At 56.3% G+C, this 21,824-nt stretch carries 19 protein-coding genes; 16 read left to right on the forward strand and 3 right to left on the reverse strand.

Features of this window, described 5'->3' with window-relative positions; translation table 11 throughout:
- The first annotated feature begins 13 nt into the window (after positions 1-13).
- The 16 genes from IM314_RS09580 to mutT all read left to right on the forward strand — a co-directional run bounded on the left by IM314_RS09580 (position 14) and on the right by mutT (position 20,083).
- Positions 14-1,780, forward strand: coding sequence for a peptidoglycan glycosyltransferase FtsI (locus tag IM314_RS09580; protein WP_028015504.1), 1,767 nt, complete (start codon positions 14-16; stop codon positions 1,778-1,780).
- The gene (gene murE, locus IM314_RS09585) at positions 1,767-3,254 is read left to right on the forward strand and encodes a UDP-N-acetylmuramoyl-L-alanyl-D-glutamate--2,6-diaminopimelate ligase (protein WP_051486152.1); all 1,488 of its coding nucleotides are present in this window, start codon (positions 1,767-1,769) and stop codon (positions 3,252-3,254) included. The genes IM314_RS09580 and murE overlap by 14 nt, the downstream gene beginning before the upstream one ends.
- The gene (murF, locus tag IM314_RS09590; protein ID WP_041911246.1) at positions 3,251-4,609 is read left to right on the forward strand and encodes a UDP-N-acetylmuramoyl-tripeptide--D-alanyl-D-alanine ligase; all 1,359 of its coding nucleotides are present in this window, start codon (positions 3,251-3,253) and stop codon (positions 4,607-4,609) included. Before murE ends, murF begins: the two co-directional genes overlap by 4 nt.
- On the forward strand, positions 4,603-5,685 hold the full coding sequence (gene mraY / locus IM314_RS09595) for a phospho-N-acetylmuramoyl-pentapeptide-transferase (protein ID WP_008501985.1): 1,083 nt from the start codon (positions 4,603-4,605) through the stop codon (positions 5,683-5,685). Before murF ends, mraY begins: the two co-directional genes overlap by 7 nt.
- 2 nt (positions 5,686-5,687) lie before the next feature.
- Complete coding sequence (gene murD / locus IM314_RS09600; protein ID WP_193358520.1) at positions 5,688-7,004, forward strand: UDP-N-acetylmuramoyl-L-alanine--D-glutamate ligase; 1,317 nt, start codon at positions 5,688-5,690, stop codon at positions 7,002-7,004.
- Positions 7,004-8,248, forward strand: coding sequence for a cell division protein FtsW (gene ftsW / locus IM314_RS09605; protein WP_028015508.1), 1,245 nt, complete (start codon positions 7,004-7,006; stop codon positions 8,246-8,248). The genes murD and ftsW overlap by 1 nt, the downstream gene beginning before the upstream one ends.
- A complete protein-coding gene (gene murG / locus IM314_RS09610; protein ID WP_193358519.1) occupies positions 8,245-9,309 on the forward strand; it encodes an undecaprenyldiphospho-muramoylpentapeptide beta-N-acetylglucosaminyltransferase in 1,065 nt (354 codons plus the stop codon). Before ftsW ends, murG begins: the two co-directional genes overlap by 4 nt.
- A gap of 56 nt (positions 9,310-9,365) precedes the next feature.
- Positions 9,366-10,841 carry a UDP-N-acetylmuramate--L-alanine ligase gene (murC, locus tag IM314_RS09615; RefSeq protein WP_047363459.1) on the forward strand — a complete coding sequence of 492 codons (1,476 nt, stop codon included), beginning with the start codon at positions 9,366-9,368 and terminating at the stop codon, positions 10,839-10,841.
- Positions 10,834-11,754 carry a D-alanine--D-alanine ligase gene (locus tag IM314_RS09620; RefSeq protein WP_193358518.1) on the forward strand — a complete coding sequence of 307 codons (921 nt, stop codon included), beginning with the start codon at positions 10,834-10,836 and terminating at the stop codon, positions 11,752-11,754. Before murC ends, IM314_RS09620 begins: the two co-directional genes overlap by 8 nt.
- Before the next feature lies 1 nt (position 11,755).
- On the forward strand, positions 11,756-12,598 hold the full coding sequence (gene ftsQ / locus IM314_RS09625) for a cell division protein FtsQ (protein ID WP_047363461.1): 843 nt from the start codon (positions 11,756-11,758) through the stop codon (positions 12,596-12,598).
- Complete coding sequence (ftsA, locus tag IM314_RS09630; protein ID WP_006173845.1) at positions 12,595-13,851, forward strand: cell division protein FtsA; 1,257 nt, start codon at positions 12,595-12,597, stop codon at positions 13,849-13,851. The genes ftsQ and ftsA overlap by 4 nt, the downstream gene beginning before the upstream one ends.
- A 63-nt stretch (positions 13,852-13,914) precedes the next feature.
- Positions 13,915-15,066, forward strand: a complete 1,152-nt coding sequence (gene ftsZ, locus IM314_RS09635; protein ID WP_008501978.1) for a cell division protein FtsZ — start codon at positions 13,915-13,917, stop codon at positions 15,064-15,066.
- A gap of 101 nt (positions 15,067-15,167) precedes the next feature.
- Positions 15,168-16,085 (forward strand): UDP-3-O-acyl-N-acetylglucosamine deacetylase, encoded by a 918-nt coding sequence (lpxC, locus tag IM314_RS09640; protein WP_006810110.1) that lies wholly within the window; start codon positions 15,168-15,170, stop codon positions 16,083-16,085.
- Between the two features lie 280 nt (positions 16,086-16,365).
- On the forward strand, positions 16,366-16,869 hold the full coding sequence (gene secM, locus IM314_RS09645) for a secA translation cis-regulator SecM (protein ID WP_041912065.1): 504 nt from the start codon (positions 16,366-16,368) through the stop codon (positions 16,867-16,869).
- 58 nt (positions 16,870-16,927) lie between these two features.
- Positions 16,928-19,633, forward strand: a complete 2,706-nt coding sequence (gene secA / locus IM314_RS09650) for a preprotein translocase subunit SecA (protein ID WP_047363463.1) — start codon at positions 16,928-16,930, stop codon at positions 19,631-19,633.
- A 57-nt stretch (positions 19,634-19,690) separates the two neighbouring features.
- Positions 19,691-20,083, forward strand: a complete 393-nt coding sequence (gene mutT, locus IM314_RS09655) for an 8-oxo-dGTP diphosphatase MutT (protein ID WP_047363465.1) — start codon at positions 19,691-19,693, stop codon at positions 20,081-20,083.
- A 34-nt stretch (positions 20,084-20,117) separates the two neighbouring features.
- Here mutT and yacG read toward each other — a convergent pair whose 3' ends face one another.
- The 3 genes from yacG to coaE are packed head-to-tail and all read right to left on the reverse strand — an operon-like array spanning position 20,118 to position 21,685.
- The gene (gene yacG / locus IM314_RS09660; RefSeq protein ID WP_028015516.1) at positions 20,118-20,312 is read right to left on the reverse strand and encodes a DNA gyrase inhibitor YacG; all 195 of its coding nucleotides are present in this window, start codon (positions 20,310-20,312) and stop codon (positions 20,118-20,120) included.
- A 9-nt stretch (positions 20,313-20,321) separates the two neighbouring features.
- On the reverse strand, positions 20,322-21,065 hold the full coding sequence (gene zapD, locus IM314_RS09665; protein WP_047363467.1) for a cell division protein ZapD: 744 nt from the start codon (positions 21,063-21,065) through the stop codon (positions 20,322-20,324).
- Positions 21,065-21,685, reverse strand: coding sequence for a dephospho-CoA kinase (gene coaE / locus IM314_RS09670; protein WP_041911241.1), 621 nt, complete (start codon positions 21,683-21,685; stop codon positions 21,065-21,067). Before coaE ends, zapD begins: the two co-directional genes overlap by 1 nt.
- Between the last annotated feature and the right edge of the window lie 139 nt (positions 21,686-21,824).

Here is a 21,824-nt window from a genome sequence, read left to right on the forward strand (position 1 = left end):
GAACACGCGACGCATGAAAGCAGCGGCAAAAACGCTTAAACCAAAACGTCAGGAAGAACAGGCCAACTTCATCAGTTGGCGTTTTGCGTTGCTTTGCGGCTGCATTTTACTGGCGCTGGGTTTCCTGCTGGGACGCGTGGCGTGGTTGCAAATCATCGCCCCTGACATGCTGGTACGCCAGGGAGATATGCGCTCCCTTCGCGTTCAGGAAGTGTCGACTTCTCGCGGAATGATCACTGACCGTTCAGGTCGCCCGCTGGCGGTGAGCGTGCCGGTGAAAGCGATTTGGGCCGACCCGAAAGAGCTGCACGACGCTGGTGGCATCACGCTTGATAACCGCTGGAAAGCGCTTTCAGATGCGCTCAAAATGCCACTGGATCAGCTAGCCTCCCGCGTCAACGCGAACCCGAAAGGGCGTTTTATCTATCTGGCGCGCCAGGTTAACCCTGACATGGCGGACTACATTCGAAAACTGAAGCTGCCGGGCATTCATCTGCGCGAAGAATCCCGTCGTTACTATCCGTCCGGCGAAGTAACCGCTCACCTCATCGGCTTCACCAACGTCGACAGCCAGGGGATTGAAGGCGTTGAAAAAAGCTTCGATAAGTGGCTCACCGGCCAGCCTGGCGAGCGAATTGTGCGTAAGGACCGCTACGGGCGCGTCATTGAAGATATCTCCTCTACAGACAGCCAGGCGGCGCACAACCTGGCTCTGAGTATTGACGAGCGCCTGCAGGCGCTGGTCTACCGCGAGCTGAACAACGCCGTGGCGTTTAACAAGGCAGAATCCGGCAGCGCCGTGCTGGTGGATGTCAGCACCGGAGAAGTGCTGGCTATGGCCAACAGTCCTTCCTACAACCCGAACAACTTTACCGGCACCGCAAAAGATGCGATGCGTAACCGGGCGATTACCGACGTGTTCGAACCCGGCTCCACGGTGAAGCCGATGGTGGTGATGACGGCGCTTCAGCGCGGTATCGTCAATGAAAACACGGTCCTGAACACGATCCCTTACCGTATTAACGGCCACGAGATTAAAGACGTGGCGCGCTACAGCGAATTGACCCTGACCGGGGTGTTACAGAAGTCGAGTAACGTCGGTGTTTCAAAGCTGGCGTTAGCGATGCCGTCCTCAGCGTTAGTAGAGACTTACTCACGTTTTGGACTTGGAAAGGCGACCAATTTGGGGTTGGTCGGAGAACGCAGTGGCTTATATCCTCAAAAACAACGGTGGTCTGACATAGAGAGGGCCACCTTCTCTTTCGGCTACGGGCTAATGGTAACCCCGTTACAGTTAGCGCGAGTCTACGCAACGATTGGCAGCTACGGCGTCTATCGCCCGCTGTCCATCACCAAAGTTGATCCACCGGTTCCGGGCGAGCGTATCTTCCCGGAATCCATCGTTCGTACCGTTGTGCACATGATGGAAAGCGTGGCGCTGCCGGGCGGCGGCGGCGTGAAGGCGGCCATCAAAGGCTATCGCATCGCCATTAAAACCGGTACGGCGAAAAAGGTGGGGCCAGACGGCCGCTACATCAACAAATACATTGCCTATACCGCAGGCGTTGCGCCTGCTAGCAATCCGCGTTTTGCGCTGGTGGTCGTGATTAACGATCCACAGGCGGGTAAATACTACGGCGGCGCCGTTTCCGCGCCTGTGTTTGGCGCCATCATGGGTGGCGTGTTACGCACCATGAACGTTGAACCAGATGCGCTGGCGACGGGCGAAAAAAGTGAATTTGTAATTAATCAAGGCGAGGGTACAGGTGGCAGATCGTAATTTGCGCGACCTTCTCGCTCCGTGGGTGCCAAATGCACCGGAGCGAGCACTGCGAGAGATGGTACTGGACAGCCGCGTGGCTGCTTCTGGCGATCTTTTTGTGGCGGTGGTTGGTCATCAGGCGGACGGGCGTCGTTATATCCCGCAGGCGATTGCGCAAGGTGTGGCTGCCATTATTGCTGAGGCTAAAGACGAGTCAACCGACGGTGAGATCCGTGAAATGCACGGGGTGCCGGTTATCTATCTCAGCCAGTTGAATGAGCGTCTCTCTGCACTGGCAGGACGTTTTTATCACGAACCTTCTGACCAGCTGCGTCTGGTTGGCGTGACGGGCACGAACGGAAAAACCACCACCACGCAGCTGATGGCGCAGTGGGCTCAGTTGCTGGGTGAAACCGGCGCGGTGATGGGGACCGTGGGTAACGGCCTGCTGGGCAAAGTGAGCCCGACGGAAAACACCACCGGTTCTGCGGTTGACGTACAGCACGTGCTTGCCGGTCTGGCAGGGCAGGGGGCAACCTTTGCCGCGATGGAAGTTTCTTCGCACGGCCTGGTACAGCATCGCGTCGCGGCACTGAAGTTTGCTGCTTCAGTGTTCACCAACCTGAGCCGCGATCACCTTGATTATCATGGTGATATGGAACACTACGAAGCCGCCAAATGGCTGCTGTTCTCTACTCACCATTATGGCCAGGCCATCATCAACGCCGACGACGAAGTGGGCCGCCGCTGGCTTGCGAAGCTGCCAGACGCGGTAGCGGTGTCGATGGAAGACCATATCAATCCGAACTGCCACGGCCGCTGGCTGAAGGCCGTAGACGTTAACTATCACGACAGTGGCGCGACGATCCGCTTTGCCTCTTCCTGGGGGGACGGTGAAATCGAAAGCCGCCTGATGGGGGCGTTCAACGTCAGCAACCTGCTGCTGGCGCTGGCAACGCTGCTGGCGCTGGGTTATCCGATGGCGGAACTGCTGAAAACGTCAGCGCGTCTCCAGCCGGTTTGCGGCCGTATGGAAGTGTTTAGCGCGCCGGGCAAACCGACCGTGGTTGTCGATTATGCCCACACGCCGGATGCGCTGGAAAAAGCGCTGGAAGCGGCACGCCTGCACTGCACCGGTAAACTCTGGTGCGTCTTCGGCTGCGGTGGCGATCGCGACAAAGGTAAACGTCCCCTGATGGGCGCCATTGCGGAGCAGTTCGCGGACATTCCTGTGGTCACCGATGACAATCCGCGTACCGAAGAGCCGCGCGCCATCATCAACGACATTCTGGCGGGTATGCTGGACGCCGGTCGCGCCCGTGTGGTGGAAGGCCGCGCGGAAGCCGTGACAAACACCATCATGCAGGCAAAAGAAAATGATGTCGTTCTGCTGGCCGGTAAAGGCCATGAAGACTATCAGATTGTTGGCAATCGTCGTCTGGACTACTCCGACCGCGTAACGGCAGCGCGTCTGCTGGGAGTCGTCGCATGATTAGCATCACCTTAAGCCAGGCCGCTGCGGTACTGCACGGCGAGCTGCTGGGCCAGGATCTGACCATTGACGCGGTCACCACCGACACCCGCAAAGTGACCGCGGGCTGTCTGTTTGTGGCGCTGAAAGGCGAACGTTTTGACGCGCATGATTTTGCCGGACAGGCCAAAGAAAACGGCGCTGGCGCGCTGCTGGTCAGCCGCAGGCTGGATATCGATTTACCGCAGATTGTGGTGAACGATACGCGTCTCGCGTTCGGTGAACTGGCCGCCTGGGTTCGTCATCAGGTGCCTGCTCGCGTTGTCGCGCTGACCGGGTCATCGGGCAAAACGTCAGTGAAAGAGATGACGGCGGCCATCCTCAGCCAGTGCGGTAATACGCTTTATACCGCAGGCAACCTCAATAATGACATCGGCGTGCCGATGACATTACTTCGCCTGACCAAAGAGCATGAATTTGCGGTGATCGAGTTAGGGGCAAACCACCAGGGCGAAATCGCCTGGACCGTGAGCCTGACTCGCCCGGAAGCGGCGCTGGTGAATAACCTCGCGGCAGCGCATCTGGAAGGCTTTGGCTCGCTGGAAGGCGTGGCGAAAGCGAAAGGCGAAATCTACACCGGTCTGCCTGCTGACGGCATTGCCATTCTCAATGCCGACAACAACGACTGGCTGAACTGGCAGAGCATCATTGGCTCGCGTAAAACCTGGCGCTTCTCGCCGAACGCGGCCAACAGTGACTTTACCGCGACCAATATCCATGTGACGTCGCACGGTACGGAATTCACGCTTGCTACCCCAACGGGTGACGTAGACGTGCTGTTACCGCTGCCGGGACGCCATAACATCGCCAACGCGCTGGCGGCAGCGGCCTTGTCGACGGCGGTGGGAGCGTCACACGAGGCGATTAAAACCGGGCTGGCGAATTTGAAAGCCGTGCCGGGACGCCTGTACCCGATCCCGCTTGCAGAAAACAAATTGCTGCTTGATGACTCCTACAACGCGAACGTCGGCTCAATGACGGCGGCGGTGCAGGTTCTATCTGAAATGCCGGGCTACCGCGTCATGGTGGTTGGCGACATGGCGGAGCTGGGCGATGAAAGCGAAGCCTGTCATACCCAGGTGGGTGAAGCGGCGAAAGCGGCGGGACTGGACTGCGTGCTGAGCGCAGGAAAACTGAGCCAGGCGATTAGCCATGCCAGCGGCGTTGGCGAACATTTTGCCGACAAAGCCGCGTTGATTGAGCGCCTTAAGGCATTAATTACAGAAAAACAAATTGTGACAGTGTTAGTGAAAGGTTCACGTAGTGCCGCCATGGAAGAGGTTGTGCACGCATTACAGGAGAACGGGACATGTTAGTTTGGCTGGCCGAACATTTGGTCAAATATTATTCAGGCTTTAACGTCTTTTCGTATCTGACGTTTCGCGCCATCGTCAGCCTGCTGACTGCGCTGTTCATCTCGTTGTGGATGGGCCCGCGCATGATTGCCCGTCTGCAAAAACTCTCTTTCGGCCAGGTCGTACGTAACGACGGTCCGGAGTCGCACTTCAGCAAGCGCGGTACGCCGACGATGGGCGGGATCATGATCCTGACTGCGATCGTCGTTTCCGTACTGCTGTGGGCCTATCCGTCTAACCCGTACGTCTGGTGCGTGCTGACCGTACTGGTGGGCTACGGCATTATCGGGTTTGTGGATGATTACCGTAAAGTCGTCCGCAAAGACACGAAGGGCCTGATTGCCCGCTGGAAGTATTTCTGGATGTCAGTGATTGCGCTGGGCGTTGCCTTCGCGCTGTATCTGGCAGGAAAAGATACGCCCGCCACCGAACTGGTGGTGCCGTTCTTTAAAGACGTGATGCCGCAGCTGGGGCTGTTCTACATCCTGCTGGCCTACTTTGTAATTGTTGGTACCGGTAACGCCGTTAACCTGACCGATGGCCTGGATGGTCTGGCGATTATGCCAACCGTCTTCGTGGCGGCTGGTTTTGCGCTGGTGGCGTGGGCGACCGGTAACATGAACTTTGCGAACTACCTGCACATCCCTTATCTGCGTCATGCGGGTGAGCTGGTGATCGTCTGTACGGCGATTGTCGGCGCGGGGCTGGGCTTCCTCTGGTTCAACACCTATCCGGCGCAGGTCTTTATGGGTGACGTCGGTTCTCTGGCGCTGGGCGGCGCGCTCGGCATTATCGCCGTGCTGCTGCGTCAGGAGTTCCTGCTGGTGATCATGGGCGGCGTGTTTGTGGTTGAAACCCTGTCGGTGATTTTGCAGGTCGGCTCCTTCAAGCTGCGCGGTCAGCGCATCTTCCGTATGGCGCCGATCCACCACCACTATGAACTGAAAGGCTGGCCGGAGCCGCGCGTGATTGTGCGCTTCTGGATTATTTCGCTGATGCTGGTGCTGATTGGCCTGGCAACGCTGAAGGTACGTTAATCATGGCAGATTACCAGGGTAAAAAAGTCGTTATCATCGGGTTAGGCCTCACTGGCCTCTCCTGCGTGGACTTTTTCCTTGCGCGCGGCGTGACGCCGCGTGTGATGGATACGCGTGTCTCTCCGCCGGGTCTGGACAAACTGCCGGAACAGGTTGAACGCCACCTTGGTGGTCTGAATGATGACTGGCTGCTGGCAGCCGATCTGATTGTCGCCAGCCCGGGTATGGCGCTGGCGCACCCTTCACTGAGCGCTGCTACGGATGCGGGCGTTGAGATTGTCGGCGATATCGAGCTGTTCTGCCGCGAAGCGCAGGCGCCGGTTATCGCGATCACCGGTTCTAACGGCAAAAGCACCGTCACTACCCTGGTGGGTGAAATGGCGAAAGCGGCAGGCATGAACGTAGGGGTAGGCGGCAATATCGGTCTGCCCGCGCTGATGCTGCTGGACAAAGGCTGCGAGCTGTACGTTCTGGAACTTTCCAGCTTCCAGCTTGAAACCACCTCCAGCCTGCATGCGGCGGCGGCAACGATCCTCAACGTGACGGAAGATCATATGGATCGGTACCCATTTGGTCTGCAGCAGTATCGCGCGGCCAAGCTGCGTGTTTACGAAAATGCCAAAGTCTGCGTGGTTAACGCCGACGACGCGCTGACCATGCCGGTGCGCGGCGCGGACGAGCGCTGCATCAGCTTTGGTATCACCATGGGTGATTATCATCTGAACCGCCAGCTGGGCGAAACCTGGCTGCGCGTGAAAGGTGAAAAAGTGCTGAACGTGAAGGAGATGAAGCTTTCCGGCCAGCACAACTATACCAATGCCCTGGCGGCGCTGGCGCTGGCAGATGCCGTAGGGCTGCCGCGTTCTTCCAGCCTGAAAGCGTTGACCACGTTTTCCGGCCTGGCACACCGTTTCCAGCTGGCGCTGGAGCATAACGGCGTGCGCTGGATTAACGACTCCAAAGCGACCAACGTGGGAAGCACGGAGGCCGCGCTGAACGGTCTGCACGTTGACGGCACCCTGCATCTTCTGTTGGGTGGCGACGGCAAATCTGCTGATTTCTCCTCCCTGAAACAGTACCTCACCGGCGATAACATCCGCCTGTACTGCTTTGGCCGTGACGGCAGCGAGCTGGCTGAACTACGCCCGGAAGTTGCTGAGCAAACTGAAACGATGGAACAGGCGATGCGCCTGATTGCCCCGCGCGTGCAGCCTGGCGACATGGTTCTGCTCTCCCCGGCGTGCGCCAGCCTCGATCAGTTTAAAAATTTCGAACAGCGTGGCGATGTCTTTACCCGCCTTGCGAAGGAGTTAGGCTGATGCGTTTATCTCTCCCTCGCCTGAAAATGCCGCGCCTGCCAGGATTTGGAATTCTGGTGTGGCTGTTTGCGGCGCTGAAAGGCTGGGTGATGGCTTCACGGGATAAAGATTCCGATAGCCTGATTATGTACGACCGCACCCTGTTCTGGCTGACGCTGGGGCTGGCGGCGATCGGCTTTATCATGGTGACGTCGGCCTCTATGCCCGTTGGACAGCGTCTGGCGAACGATCCCTTCCTGTTCGCCAAGCGTGACGGGCTGTACATCATTCTGGCGTTCTGCCTGGCGCTGGTAACGCTTCGTCTGCCGATGGCGTTCTGGCAGCGCCACAGTACCGCGATGCTGATCGCCTCCATTATCATGCTGCTGATCGTGCTGGTTGTCGGGAGCTCCGTTAACGGGGCATCACGCTGGATCGCCTTCGGTCCGCTGCGTATTCAGCCTGCGGAGTTCACCAAGCTTTCGTTATTCTGCTACCTGGCAAACTACCTGGTGCGAAAAGTCGATGAGGTGCGTAACAACCTTCGCGGCTTCTTAAAGCCGATGGGCGTCATTCTGGTGCTGGCGATCCTGCTGCTGGCGCAGCCTGACCTCGGGACCGTTGTCGTACTGTTTGTCACCACGCTGGCGATGCTGTTCCTGGCAGGGGCCAAGCTGTGGCAGTTCATCGCCATTATCGGAATGGGAATATCAGCAGTGGTGCTGCTGATCCTCGCCGAGCCTTACCGTATCCGCCGCGTGACCTCGTTCTGGAACCCATGGGAAGATCCTTTCGGTAGCGGTTACCAGCTGACGCAGTCGCTGATGGCGTTTGGCCGCGGTGAAGTCTGGGGGCAAGGCCTGGGCAACTCGGTGCAGAAACTGGAGTATTTACCGGAGGCGCACACCGACTTCATCTTCTCCATTATTGGGGAAGAACTGGGTTATATCGGTGTGGTATTAGCGCTTTTAATGGTATTCTTCGTCGCTTTCCGCGCCATGTCGATTGGCCGAAAAGCGCTGGAGATCGATCACCGCTTCTCAGGCTTCTTAGCCTGCTCAATTGGTATCTGGTTTAGCTTCCAGGCGCTGGTTAACGTCGGGGCCGCAGCGGGTATGCTGCCGACCAAAGGTCTGACGTTGCCGCTGATCAGCTATGGTGGTTCGAGCCTGTTGATCATGTCGACGGCCATTATGTTTTTGTTACGCATAGATTATGAGACGCGTCTGGAGAAAGCCCAGGCGTTTACACGAGGTTCACGATGAATCAACCGAAGCGGTTAATGGTGATGGCAGGCGGTACCGGTGGACACGTGTTCCCGGGGCTGGCGGTTGCGCACCATTTAATTGAGCAGGGCTGGCAGGTACGCTGGCTGGGAACCGCAGACCGCATGGAAGCCGACCTGGTACCGAAGCACGGTATTGAGATCGACTTTATTCGTATTTCCGGCCTGCGAGGCAAAGGCCTCAAGGCCATGCTGCTGGCGCCGGTGCGTATTTTTAACGCCTGGCGTCAGGCGCGCACCATCATGAAGCGCTTTAAGCCCGATGTGGTGCTGGGTATGGGCGGCTATGTTTCTGGTCCCGGCGGGCTGGCCGCGTGGTCGTTAGGCATTCCCGTTGTTCTGCACGAGCAGAACGGTATTGCGGGTCTGACCAACAAGTGGCTGGCGAAAATCGCCACCAAAGTGATGCAGGCGTTTCCCGGCGCGTTTCCGAAAGCGGACGTGGTGGGTAACCCGGTGCGCGTCGACGTGCTGGCGCTGCCTCTACCGGATGCCCGCCTGGCGGGACGTGAAGGCCCGGTTCGTGTTTTGGTCGTTGGTGGTTCTCAGGGTGCGCGCATTCTGAATCAGACAATGCCGCAGGTGGCGGCAAAGCTGGGTGATGCCGTGACTATCTGGCACCAAAGCGGTAAAGGCGCTCAGCAGACCGTTGAGCAGGCGTACGCTGATGAAGGCCAGCCGCAGCATAAAGTGACGGAATTTATTGACGATATGGCCGCAGCCTATGCCTGGGCCGATGTCGTGGTCTGCCGCTCTGGCGCGCTGACGGTGAGCGAAATCGCCGCCGCCGGCTTGCCAGCGCTGTTCGTGCCGTTCCAGCACAAAGACCGACAGCAGTACTGGAACGCGCTGCCGCTTGAGAAAGCCGGCGCGGCGAAAATTTTTGAGCAGCCACACTTTACCGCCGATGCGGTCGCCACCACCCTGGCGGGCTGGAACAGAGACGCACTGCTGGAGATGGCGCAGCGCGCGCGCGCTGCCGCTATCCCGGATGCGACAGAACGGGTGGCAAAAGAAGTGAGCCTGGCAGCCCAGGCTTAACCCTCGCAGCGCGTGTTGCGCTGCACGAATTTTAAGTAGTCGATGGCGTTTAGAGAATGAATACACAACAACTGGCAAAACTGCGTTCAATCGTGCCCGAGATGCGTCGCGTCCGGCACATTCACTTTGTTGGCATCGGTGGTGCCGGCATGGGCGGTATTGCCGAAGTGTTAGCTAACGAAGGCTATCAGATCAGCGGGTCTGACCTGGCGCCAAACCCTGTCACGCAGCAGCTGGCGTCGCTTGGGGCGACTATCTATTTCAACCATCGCCCGGAAAACGTGCGCGATGCAAGCGTGGTGGTGGTATCGAGCGCCATCTCCTCTGACAATCCGGAAATCGTTGCCGCGCACGAAGCGCGCATTCCGGTGATCCGCCGCGCAGAAATGCTGGCGGAACTGATGCGGTTCCGTCACGGCATTGCGATTGCCGGTACCCACGGTAAAACCACGACCACGGCGATGGTTTCCAGCATTTATGCGGAAGCGGGTCTCGATCCGACGTTTGTCAACGGCGGTCTGGTGAAAGCCGCAGGCGTCCATGCGCGTCTGGGCCACAGCCGTTATCTGATTGCGGAAGCGGATGAGAGCGACGCGTCGTTCCTGCACCTGCAGCCGATGGTAGCGATTGTCACTAATATCGAAGCCGACCATATGGATACCTACCAGGGCGACTTCGAAAACTTAAAGCAGACCTTCATCAACTTCCTGCACAACCTGCCGTTTTATGGCCGCGCGGTGATGTGCGTGGACGACCCGGTGATCCGCGAGCTGCTGCCGCGTGTCGGTCGTCAAATCACCACCTACGGCTTCAGCGAAGACGCTGACGTCCGCGTGGAAGAGTACAAACAGATTGGTGCGCAGGGGCATTTCACTCTGGCGCGTCAGGACAAAGAGCTGCTGCACGTCACGCTGAATGCGCCAGGGCGCCATAACGCACTTAACGCCGCAGCGGCAGTGGCTGTTGCGACGGAAGAAGGTATTGATGATGAGGCGATCCTGCGCGCGCTGGAAAGCTTCCAGGGGACGGGGCGTCGCTTCGACTTCCTCGGCGAGTTCCCGCTGGAAGCGGTGAATGGTAAGCCAGGTACCGCGATGCTGGTGGACGACTACGGTCACCATCCGACGGAAGTGGACGCGACCATCAAAGCCGCACGCGCGGGCTGGCCGGAGAAGAATCTGGTGATGATCTTCCAGCCGCACCGCTTCACGCGTACCCGCGATCTATATGACGATTTCGCCAGTGTGCTGTCACAGGTAGATACCCTGCTGATGCTGGATGTTTACGCCGCCGGCGAAACGCCAATTCCAGGCGCAGACAGCCGTTCCCTGTGTCGTACCATCCGCGGGCGCGGTAAAGTTGACCCTATTCTGGTTTCTGACCCGGCACAGGTGGCGGAAATTCTGGCACCGGTCCTGACCGGTAACGATCTCATCCTGATTCAGGGTGCGGGAAATATCGGCAAGATCGCCCGTACCTTAGCTGAAATCAAACTGAAGCCGCAAACCCAGGAGGATGAGCATCATGGCTGATAAGATTGCAGTCCTCTCTGGCGGCAACTCCGCCGAGCGCGAGGTTTCTCTGAATTCCGGCGCTGCCGTGCTGGCGGGCCTGCGTGAAGGCGGCGTAAACGCACATATTGTCGATCCAAAAGAGGTCGACGTGACGCAATTAAAAGCGATGGGCTTCGATAAGGTCTTTATCGCGTTACATGGTCGTGGCGGCGAAGACGGAACCCTGCAAGGGCTTCTGGAGCTGATCGGCCTGCCTTACACCGGCAGCGGCGTGATGGCATCCGCCATCTCTATGGATAAACTGCGCAGTAAGTTACTCTGGCAGGTAGCGGGTTTACCCGTTGCGCCGTGGGTGGCGCTGACGCGCGGCGAATTTGAATTGGGCCTGTCGGACAGCGTTAATACACGCATTGCGGCACTGGGCTTACCGGTTATTGTAAAGCCGAGCAGGGAAGGGTCGAGCGTCGGGATGTCAAAGGTCGATAAAGCTGAAGATTTAACATCTGCTTTAGCGCTGGCATTTCAACACGATGAAGAAGTTCTGATTGAAAAATGGCTCAGCGGGCCGGAATTTACCGTCGCGATGCTTGGAGAAGAAATTTTACCGTCAATTCGCATCCAACCCGCCGGAGTCTTCTATGATTATGAGGCGAAGTATCTCTCTGATGAGACGCAATATTTCTGCCCTTGTGGTCTTGAAGCAGAGCGCGAAGCCGAATTACAGTCCCTGGTGCTTAAAGCCTGGAATGTTTTGGGCTGCAGCGGCTGGGGGCGCATTGATGTGATGCAGGACAATGACGGGCAGTTTTATCTGCTGGAAGCCAATACGTCACCGGGAATGACCAGCCACAGCCTTGTGCCGATGGCGGCGCGTCAGGCGGGAATGAGCTTCTCGCAGTTAGTCGTACGTATTCTGGACCAGGCGGGCTGATATGTCTCAGGCTGCATTGAACACGCGCAACCGCGATGACGAAGAAGAATACACTTCTTCACGCCGGAGTAATGGAACGCGTCTTGCAGGGATAATTTTCCTGCTCGGGGTGCTGTGCACCGTGTTTATCAGCGGCTGGATGGTGCTGGGCTGGATGGAAGACGCACAGCGGTTGCCGCTGTCAAAGCTGGTGGTGACCGGCGAGCGTCACTACACGCGTAACGATGATATTCGCCAGTCTATTCTGGCGCTGGGAGCGCCCGGCACCTTTATGACGCAGGACGTCAATATTATCCAGAGCCAGATTGAACGTCTGCCCTGGATAAAACAGGCGAGTGTCAGAAAACAATGGCCTGATGAATTGAAGATTCATCTGGTTGAATATGTGCCCATTGCGCGTTGGAATGATCAGCACATGGTTGACGTAGATGGAAATTCCTTCAGCGTCCCGAGCGATCGTGTCAACAAGCAAAATTTACCGATGTTGTATGGCCCTGAAGGCAGCGAAAACGAAGTATTGCAGGGTTTTCGTGAAATGGGGCAGGTGCTGGCGAAGGACAGGTTTACGTTAAAAGATGCTGCGATGACGGCGCGCCGCTCCTGGCAGCTGACTTTGACGAACGGCATTAAGCTCAACCTGGGACGCGGCGACACAATGAAACGTCTTGCGCGTTTTGTAGAACTTTACCCGGTTTTACAACAGCAGGCGCAGGCGGACGGCAAACGGATAAGCTACGTTGATTTGCGCTATGACTCAGGCGCAGCAGTCGGTTGGGAGCCGGCTCCGGTCGAGGAACCTAATCAGCAACAGAATCAGGCACAGGTACAGGCAGAACAACAATGATCAAGGCGACGGACAGAAAACTGGTAGTTGGACTGGAGATTGGCACCGCGAAGGTTGCCGCTTTAGTAGGGGAAGTTCTGCCCGACGGTATGGTCAATATCATTGGCGTGGGCAGTTGCCCGTCCCGTGGTATGGATAAAGGTGGGGTAAACGACCTTGAGTCGGTGGTGAAATGCGTACAGCGCGCCATCGACCAGGCTGAATTAATGGCAGATTGCCAGATTTCTTCTGTCTATCTGGCCCTTTCTGGCAAGCACATTAGCTGCCAGAACGAAATCGGTATGGTGCCGATTTCTGAAGAAGAAGTGACGCAGGAAGACGTTGAAAACGTTGTGCATACGGCGAAGTCCGTGCGCGTTCGCGATGAGCATCGCGTGCTGCACGTGATCCCGCAGGAATATGCGATTGACTATCAGGAAGGGATCAAGAACCCGGTTGGTCTGTCTGGCGTGCGTATGCAGGCAAAAGTGCACCTGATCACATGTCACAACGATATGGCGAAGAACATCGTAAAAGCCGTTGAACGTTGTGGCCTGAAAGTTGACCAACTTATTTTCGCCGGTCTGGCGGCAAGTTATTCCGTGCTGACCGAAGACGAACGTGAACTGGGTGTCTGTGTGGTGGATATCGGTGGTGGTACAATGGACATGGCCGTGTATACCGGCGGTGCGCTGCGCCACACCAAAGTGATCCCTTACGCAGGGAACGTTGTGACCAGCGATATTGCTTACGCTTTTGGTACGCCACCGAGCGATGCAGAAGCGATTAAAGTACGCCACGGCTGTGCGCTGGGGTCTATCGTTGGTAAAGATGAGAGCGTTGAGGTGCCGAGCGTGGGCGGCCGTCCGCCGCGTAGCCTGCAGCGCCAGACGTTGGCAGAGGTAATTGAGCCGCGCTATACCGAGCTGCTCAACCTGGTCAACGAAGAGATTTTACAGCTTCAGGAACAGCTTCGTCAGCAGGGTGTTAAGCATCATCTTGCGGCGGGGATTGTATTAACCGGCGGTGCAGCGCAAATTGAAGGTCTTGCGGCCTGCGCTCAGCGCGTGTTCCATACGCAGGTGCGTATTGGTGCGCCGCTGAATATTACCGGTTTAACGGATTATGCTCAGGAGCCGTACTATTCAACGGCTGTGGGCCTGCTCCACTACGGGAAGGAATCTCATCTCAGTGGTGAAGCAGAAGTGGAAAAACGCGTCTCAGTGGGGTCGTGGGTCAAACGACTGAACAACTGGCTGCGAAAAGAGTTTTAATTTTTTAAAGAGACCGGAGAGAATTAGCGGTCTCGGGCGACAGGCACAACGGAGAGAGAAATTATGTTTGAACCTATGGAACTGACCAACGACGCGGTGATTAAAGTCATCGGCGTCGGTGGCGGCGGCGGTAACGCCGTAGAGCATATGGTGCGTGAACGCATTGAAGGTGTTGAATTCTTCGCAGTTAACACCGATGCGCAGGCACTGCGTAAAACGGCAGTTGGCCAGACTATCCAGATCGGCGGTGGCATCACCAAAGGGCTGGGCGCTGGGGCTAACCCGGAAGTCGGTCGCAACGCGGCTGAAGAAGATCGTGAAGCCCTGCGTGCTGCACTGGAAGGTGCGGACATGGTCTTCATCGCAGCAGGCATGGGCGGCGGTACCGGTACCGGTGCAGCACCTGTTGTCGCTGAAGTAGCTAAAGATTTAGGTATCCTGACCGTTGCTGTCGTGACCAAGCCTTTCAACTTCGAAGGCAAAAAGCGTATGGCCTTCGCGGAACAGGGTATCACCGAGCTGTCCAAGCATGTGGACTCGCTGATCACCATCCCGAACGACAAACTGCTGAAAGTTCTGGGTCGTGGTATCTCCCTGCTTGACGCCTTCGGCGCAGCAAACGACGTGCTGAAAGGCGCTGTCCAGGGTATCGCAGAACTGATTACCCGTCCTGGCCTGATGAACGTTGACTTTGCAGACGTTCGCACCGTGATGTCCGAAATGGGCTACGCGATGATGGGCTCTGGCGTGGCGAGCGGCGAAGACCGTGCGGAAGAAGCGGCTGAAATGGCTATCTCTTCTCCACTGCTGGAAGATATCGATCTGTCCGGTGCGCGCGGCGTGCTGGTCAACATTACCGCTGGCTTTGACCTGCGTCTGGATGAGTTCGAAACCGTCGGTAATACCATCCGCGCGTTCGCCTCTGACAACGCGACCGTGGTAATTGGTACTTCCCTTGACCCGGAAATGAACGACGAGCTGCGTGTTACCGTTGTTGCGACCGGTATCGGTATGGACAAGCGTCCTGAGATCACCCTCGTGACCAACAAGCAGACTCAGCAACCGGTAATGGATCGTTACCAGCAGCACGGTATGTCTCCTCTGACTCAGGAGCAAAAACCGGCCGCGAAAGTGGTGAACGACCCAACGCCGCAAACGGCAAAAGAGCCAGATTATCTGGACATCCCGGCGTTCCTGCGTAAGCAAGCTGACTAAGAATTGGCTGGAATTTGGGGATTTGCGCTCTTTGTGCTAAACTGGCCCACCGTTAGTGATATACACTCTCGGTTGGATAGTTAATTTGGCGAGATTATACGATGATCAAACAAAGGACACTTAAACGTATCGTTCAGGCGACGGGTGTCGGTTTACATACCGGCAAGAAAGTCACACTGACGTTACGCCCTGCGCCGGCCAATACCGGGGTCATCTATCGTCGCACCGACTTGAATCCACCGGTAGATTTTCCGGCCGATGCCAAATCTGTGCGTGATACAATGCTCTGTACTTGTCTGGTGAACGAGCATGACGTGCGGATTTCTACCGTAGAGCACCTGAACGCCGCCCTGGCGGGGCTGGGTATCGACAACATTATTGTTGAAGTCGATGCGCCAGAAATCCCGATTATGGATGGTAGTGCTGCGCCGTTCGTTTATCTGTTGCTGGATGCCGGCATCGAAGAGCTGAACTGTGCGAAGAAATTTGTTCGCATCAAAGAGACCGTTCGCGTCGAAGATGGCGACAAGTGGGCTGAATTCAAACCGTACAATGGTTTCTCGCTGGACTTTACCATCGACTTTAACCATCCGGCGATTGACTCCAGCACTCAGCGCTACGCGATGAACTTCTCTGCTGATGCGTTTATGCGCCAGATCAGCCGCGCTCGTACGTTTGGCTTCATGCGTGATATCGAATATCTGCAGTCCCGCGGCCTGTGCCTGGGCGGCAGCTTCGATTGTGCCATCGTTGTTGACGATTATCGCGTACTGAACGAAGACGGCCTGCGTTTTGAAGATGAATTCGTTCGTCACAAAATGCTGGATGCGATCGGCGACCTGTTCATGTGTGGTCACAACATCATTGGTGCATTTACCGCGTTCAAATCCGGTCATGCACTGAACAACAAATTGTTGCAGGCCGTCCTGGCAAAACAGGAAGCCTGGGAATATGTGACCTTTGAAGACGAAGCGGAACTGCCGCTGGCGTTCAAAGCACCGACTATGGTCCTGGCGTAACGGTTAACGCCGTTTCGTAAGAAAAGCGACTGGTTCACCTGGTACTCTCTCCGACCAGGGAAGCCAGTCGTTTTTATTTCTGCCCTTCTTTGATTTGCCCCTCTACTCCCTGGCCATTGTCGGGTGCCGAATAACGGTGTGTTCGCTGCATTATTGACCGTTTTTACCTGCTGCAAGGTGTCATTCCTGCTGCTGCGTATTGGCTTTAGTGGTAATATCTGGGCGCTAAAAAAGAATAACTGAACTCAGCCTGCACTGGCGGGCGATTGTGGTGGAGCAAGTGAGCGGAATACTGACGCGCTGGCGACAATTTGGCAGACGTTACTTCTGGCCGCATCTCTTATTAGGGATGGTCGCGGCGAGTTTCGGCTTGCCTGCGCTCAGCAACAGTGCGGAAGCGGCGACGCCAGCACGTTCCACGACAACTAAACACGATCTCTCGACGCGGGTTAACTTTACTAATCTCGCGTGGCTTGAAGCCAGCCGTCGTCCTAATTTCTCCGTTGATTACTGGCAGCAGCACGCCATCCGCACGGTTATTCGTCATCTGTCGTTCGCGATGGCGCCGCAGACGATGCCTGTTGCTGAAGAGTCGCTGCCGGTTCAGGCTCAGCATCTTGCCCTGCTCGATACGCTTAATGCGCTTCTGACGCAGGATAACCAGCCGCCCGTGACCGTGAGTCAGACGGCGCAAACCTCGTTTGTTCCTCCTGTATCATTCTCCGTTTCGACATGGATTAGCCAGGTTCACGGCATCCGTGCCGGGCCTCAACGCCTCAGCTAAATTAACCTTTTTCAATACCTTAATTTATCTGCCCGTCTGGGGCGTTTGAGAATTTATTATGCTAATCAAATTATTAACCAAAGTTTTTGGTAGTCGTAACGATCGTACCCTGCGCCGTATGCGCAAAGCTGTTGCCGTCATCAACGGTATGGAACCGGCGATGGAGAAGCTCTCTGATGATGAGCTGAAAGCGAAAACCGCGGAATTCCGTGCGCGTCTGGAAAAAGGTGAAACCTTAGAAAGCCTGATCCCGGAAGCTTTCGCCGTTGTGCGTGAAGCGAGTAAACGTGTGTTCGGCATGCGTCACTTCGACGTTCAATTGCTGGGCGGTATGGTGCTTAACGAACGCTGCATCGCGGAAATGCGTACCGGTGAAGGTAAAACCCTGACCGCAACGCTGCCGGCTTACCTGAATGCACTGACCGGTAAGGGCGTTCACGTCGTTACCGTCAACGACTATCTGGCCCAGCGTGATGCCGAAAACAACCGTCCGCTGTTCGAATTCCTCGGCATGACCGTCGGCATCAACATGTCCGGACTGCCGGCACCCGCCAAGCGCGAAGCCTACAACGCGGACATCACCTACGGCACCAACAACGAATACGGCTTCGACTACCTGCGCGACAACATGGCGTTCAGCCCGGAAGAGCGCGTCCAGCGTAAGCTGCACTATGCGCTGGTGGATGAGGTTGACTCCATTCTGATCGATGAAGCGCGTACCCCGCTGATCATCTCCGGCCCGGCCGAAGACAGCTCTGACATGTACCGTAAAGTCGACAAAATCATTCCACACCTGCTGCGTCAGGAGAAAGAAGACTCCGATACCTTCCAGGGTGAAGGCCACTTCTCCGTGGATGAAAAAGCGCGCCAGGTGAACCTGACCGAACGCGGTCTGGTGAAAATCGAAGAGCTGCTGGTGGCTGAAGGCATTATGGAAGAAGGTGAGTCTCTGTACTCTCCGAGCAACATCATGCTGATGCACCACGTGACCGCCGCGCTGCGCGCCCACGCGCTGTTCACCCGCGACGTTGACTACATAGTGAAAGACGGTGAAGTCATCATTGTCGATGAACACACCGGCCGTACCATGCAGGGTCGTCGCTGGTCCGATGGCCTGCACCAGGCGGTGGAAGCGAAAGAAGGCGTGGACATTCAAAACGAAAACCAGACGCTGGCCTCAATCACCTTCCAGAACTACTTCCGTCTGTATGAGAAACTGGCGGGGATGACCGGTACCGCAGATACCGAAGCGTTTGAATTCAGCTCCATCTACAAGCTGGATACCGTGGTGGTGCCAACCAACCGTCCGATGATCCGTAAGGATATGCCGGACCTGGTGTACATGACCGAAGCGGAAAAAATTCAGGCGATCATCGAAGATATTCGCGACCGTACTGCCAATGGTCAGCCGGTTCTGGTGGGGACCATCTCCATCGAGAAATCCGAGGTGGTTTCCAATGAGCTGACCAAAGCAGGCATCAAGCACAACGTTCTGAACGCCAAGTTCCACGCTAAAGAAGCGGACATTGTTGCTCAGGCGGGCTATCCGGCAGCCGTGACCATCGCCACCAACATGGCGGGTCGTGGTACCGATATTATGCTCGGCGGTAGCTGGCAGGCTGAAGTCGCTGAGCTGGAAAACCCAACGCCAGAGCAGATCGAGCAGATCAAAGCCGACTGGCAGGTGCGTCACGACGCGGTGCTGGCATCCGGTGGTCTGCACATCATCGGTACCGAGCGTCACGAATCTCGTCGTATCGACAACCAGCTGCGCGGCCGTGCGGGCCGTCAGGGTGATGCCGGTTCTTCCCGCTTCTACCTGTCTATGGAAGATGCGCTGATGCGTATTTTCGCCTCCGACCGCGTGTCCGGCATGATGCGTAAGCTGGGCATGAAGCCTGGTGAAGCCATTGAGCACCCATGGGTGACTAAAGCGATCGCTAACGCCCAGCGTAAAGTTGAAAGCCGCAACTTCGATATTCGTAAGCAGCTGCTGGAATATGATGACGTGGCCAACGATCAGCGTCGCGCGATCTACACCCAGCGTAACGAACTGCTGGACGTGTCCGACGTGAGCGAAACCATCAACAGCATCCGCGAAGATGTGTTCAAATCCACCATCGACGCGCATATTCCACCGCAGTCTCTGGAAGAGATGTGGGACGTTGAAGGCCTGCAGGAACGTCTGAAAAACGACTTCGATCTCGATCTGCCAATCAAAGAGTGGCTGGACAAAGAGCCTGAGCTGCATGAAGAGACCCTGCGCGAACGTATCTTTGAAACCGCGCTGGAGGTTTATAAGCGTAAGGAAGAAGTGGTTGGCGCTGAGATGATGCGTCACTTCGAGAAAGGGGTGATGCTGCAAACGCTGGACTCCCTGTGGAAAGAGCACCTGGCGGCGATGGACTACCTGCGTCAGGGTATCCACCTGCGCGGCTATGCGCAGAAAGATCCGAAGCAGGAGTACAAGCGTGAATCCTTCTCCATGTTTGCCTCTATGCTGGAGTCACTGAAGTACGAAGTGATCAGCACCCTGAGCAAGGTTCAGGTGCGCATGCCGGAAGAAGTGGAAGCGATGGAGCAGCAGCGCCGTGAAGAAGCTGAGCGTCTGGCGCAGATGCAGCAGCTGAGCCACCAGACTGACGAAAGCGAAGCCGCAGCAGCGATCGCCGCGCAGACCGGCGATCGTAAAGTCGGTCGTAACGATCCGTGTCCGTGTGGTTCCGGTAAAAAATACAAGGCGTGCCACGGCCGCCTGAGCTAAGAACATAACTAACTGAAAAGGCGCAGATATCTGCGCCTTTTTTATGGAAGTGACGCTATGAAAATACTGCAAATTGCCGTCGGGATTATTCGCAACCCGCAAAACCAAATCTTCATCACCCAGCGCGCTGCTGACGCCCATATGGCGAACAAGTGGGAGTTTCCTGGCGGGAAAATCGAATCAGGAGAAACCCCGGAAGAGGCGCTGGTGCGTGAGCTGCAGGAAGAGGTGGGGATTATCCCGCTTGGCGCCACGCTGTTCGATAAGCTGGAGTATCAGTTTCCCGACAGGCACATCACGCTGTGGTTCTGGCTGGTGGAAAGCTGGGAAGGTGAGCCCTGGGGAAAAGAGGGACAGCCGGGTAACTGGGTTGAACTCCAGGTCAGTGATGCCGACAAATTCCCGCCAGCCAATGAGCCTGTGATCCGCCGCTTAGCGACAAACATGTAGGCCTGCCGAACGAATCGCCAGCAGGCTTTGAACGTTACTGCTGGCTTTCGCTCCAGTCATCGCTATCCGAGAGGTCGCCTTCGCTCGGAATTCGTTTCTCTTCCGCCGCCCATTCGCCCAGATCAATGAGCTGACAGCGCTTGCAGCAGAACGGGCGAAACGGACTCACTTCTCCCCAGACGACAGTTTTCCCACAGGTTGGGCAGTTTACGGTGGTGACGTCAGACATTGGCACTCCTTAACAACAGGCCAGTTCAAAATCGAGGCGTTCCGGCACGGTGCCATTTTCACTGTCCAGCGGCATAAAGCGGATCGCGAAACGGCTTTTATGCCCGGAAATTTGTGGATAAAGCTGCTCGCCAAGAGACAAATTTAGACGCAGAAGATCGGCGTCGTCGCCGTTGTCCTGATAAAAACCGTTGAGACTGGTTTGCTTGCGGAACGGGGCAGAGTTACGCACAAGATCGAGGATCAGCGATAGCGTCTGATTCATCGGCTCCAGGCTACCCAGCCAGCTGTTTACCTGGCGATCGCGCTGTTCCTGCGGCATATGCAGCCACATATGCAGCGTTGGCAGATCAAAGCTACAGCAACCGCCCGGTATGCTCAGGCGCTGGCGCACCAGCGCTATCAAACGGTCTTCTCGTAAATATTGTCCAACGCGCGGCGCGGCCATCAGCGTCGTGCTGCTGTTTTTCAACTGATGGCGTAAGGCGTCAATTCGACTTTGATCCACGCCCGGTACTTCGGCCCAGGCCTGTAATTTACGCTGCTGGCGCTCCAGCTCTTTCAACAGCTCCGTGCGGACATCGCCACGTTCAATCACATCCAGCAGATCGCCTACGTTGCGAAAGAAGTGCAACGCCGTGGCATGATCGTTAACAGGCAGATGTTGTGAAAGCTGTTGGATGAGAAATTCAATGCGCAGCCAGGTACGCATTTTTTCATTAAGCGGGTGCTCAAAAAGGATGTGAGTCGACATTATGGTTTTTCCTGTGCAACGGCCTGCGCGGCGAAGGTTAGATACTGCTCGTGCAGGCGGGCAACATCCGATGCAATGGCATCTGGTGCGCCGTTATTATCAATAACATCATCCGCAACGGCAAGGCGCTGAGCGCGAGTGGCCTGAGCGGCAAGAATTTGTTCAGCATGTTCACGCGAGACGTGGTCGCGCGTCATGGTTCGCTGGATTTGCGTCTCGGGTGTGACATCAATCACCAATACCCGATTGGCTTTCTTATACAGCTGATTTTCTACCAGGAGCGGAACCACCCACAGGACATAGGGCGAGCGGGCTGCGGCTATCTGACGCTGAGTTTCCTGGTGGATAATGGGGTGGAGCAGGGCATTAAGCCAGGCTTTTTCCGCAGAATCGGAAAAAATATATTCGCGAAGCTGACGGCGGTTCAGTGTGCCATCGGCATTGATGATTGCCTGACCGAAATGGTCGGCGATGGCCTTTAGCGCGGGTGTATTGGGCTCTACCACCTGACGGGCAATAATATCAGCATCAATAATCGCGATGCCGAGACGAGAAAACGCGTCCGCAACGGTACTTTTGCCACTACCGATGCCGCCGGTTACTGCGACGATATACCCCATTAAATCAAATCCTGGGAATTATTCATTATGGAAATCAGTTGCTTAAAAAACAAACGTGCGACAGTAATTGTTTGATTCTCTTTACCGGCTTTTTACCAGGTAAATTTATAGGATTGTAGCGTAAAAAAAGAGAATTTCG

It is taken from the genome of Enterobacter cloacae complex sp. P42RS (genome assembly GCF_014930595.1).
Lineage (GTDB): Bacteria > Pseudomonadota > Gammaproteobacteria > Enterobacterales > Enterobacteriaceae > Enterobacter > Enterobacter bugandensis.

Excerpts from the sequence above, each read along its gene's own strand:
- IM314_RS09580 (WP_028015504.1), top strand. The coding sequence starts at position 14 with ATGAAAGCAGCGGCAAAAACGCTTAAACCAAAACGTCAGGAAGAACAG.
- murF (WP_041911246.1), top strand. The coding sequence starts at position 3,251 with ATGATTAGCATCACCTTAAGCCAGGCCGCTGCGGTACTGCACGGCGAG.
- mraY (WP_008501985.1), top strand. The coding sequence starts at position 4,603 with ATGTTAGTTTGGCTGGCCGAACATTTGGTCAAATATTATTCAGGCTTT.
- murD (WP_193358520.1), top strand. The coding sequence starts at position 5,688 with ATGGCAGATTACCAGGGTAAAAAAGTCGTTATCATCGGGTTAGGCCTC.
- ftsW (WP_028015508.1), top strand. The coding sequence starts at position 7,004 with ATGCGTTTATCTCTCCCTCGCCTGAAAATGCCGCGCCTGCCAGGATTT.
- murG (WP_193358519.1), top strand. The coding sequence starts at position 8,245 with ATGAATCAACCGAAGCGGTTAATGGTGATGGCAGGCGGTACCGGTGGA.
- murC (WP_047363459.1), top strand. The coding sequence starts at position 9,366 with ATGAATACACAACAACTGGCAAAACTGCGTTCAATCGTGCCCGAGATG.
- IM314_RS09620 (WP_193358518.1), top strand. The coding sequence starts at position 10,834 with ATGGCTGATAAGATTGCAGTCCTCTCTGGCGGCAACTCCGCCGAGCGC.
- ftsQ (WP_047363461.1), top strand. The coding sequence starts at position 11,756 with ATGTCTCAGGCTGCATTGAACACGCGCAACCGCGATGACGAAGAAGAA.
- ftsA (WP_006173845.1), top strand. The coding sequence starts at position 12,595 with ATGATCAAGGCGACGGACAGAAAACTGGTAGTTGGACTGGAGATTGGC.
- ftsZ (WP_008501978.1), top strand. The coding sequence starts at position 13,915 with ATGTTTGAACCTATGGAACTGACCAACGACGCGGTGATTAAAGTCATC.
- lpxC (WP_006810110.1), top strand. The coding sequence starts at position 15,168 with ATGATCAAACAAAGGACACTTAAACGTATCGTTCAGGCGACGGGTGTC.
- secA (WP_047363463.1), top strand. The coding sequence starts at position 16,928 with ATGCTAATCAAATTATTAACCAAAGTTTTTGGTAGTCGTAACGATCGT.
- mutT (WP_047363465.1), top strand. The coding sequence starts at position 19,691 with ATGAAAATACTGCAAATTGCCGTCGGGATTATTCGCAACCCGCAAAAC.
- yacG (WP_028015516.1), bottom strand. The coding sequence starts at position 20,312 with ATGTCTGACGTCACCACCGTAAACTGCCCAACCTGTGGGAAAACTGTC.
- zapD (WP_047363467.1), bottom strand. The coding sequence starts at position 21,065 with ATGTCGACTCACATCCTTTTTGAGCACCCGCTTAATGAAAAAATGCGT.
- coaE (WP_041911241.1), bottom strand. The coding sequence starts at position 21,685 with ATGGGGTATATCGTCGCAGTAACCGGCGGCATCGGTAGTGGCAAAAGT.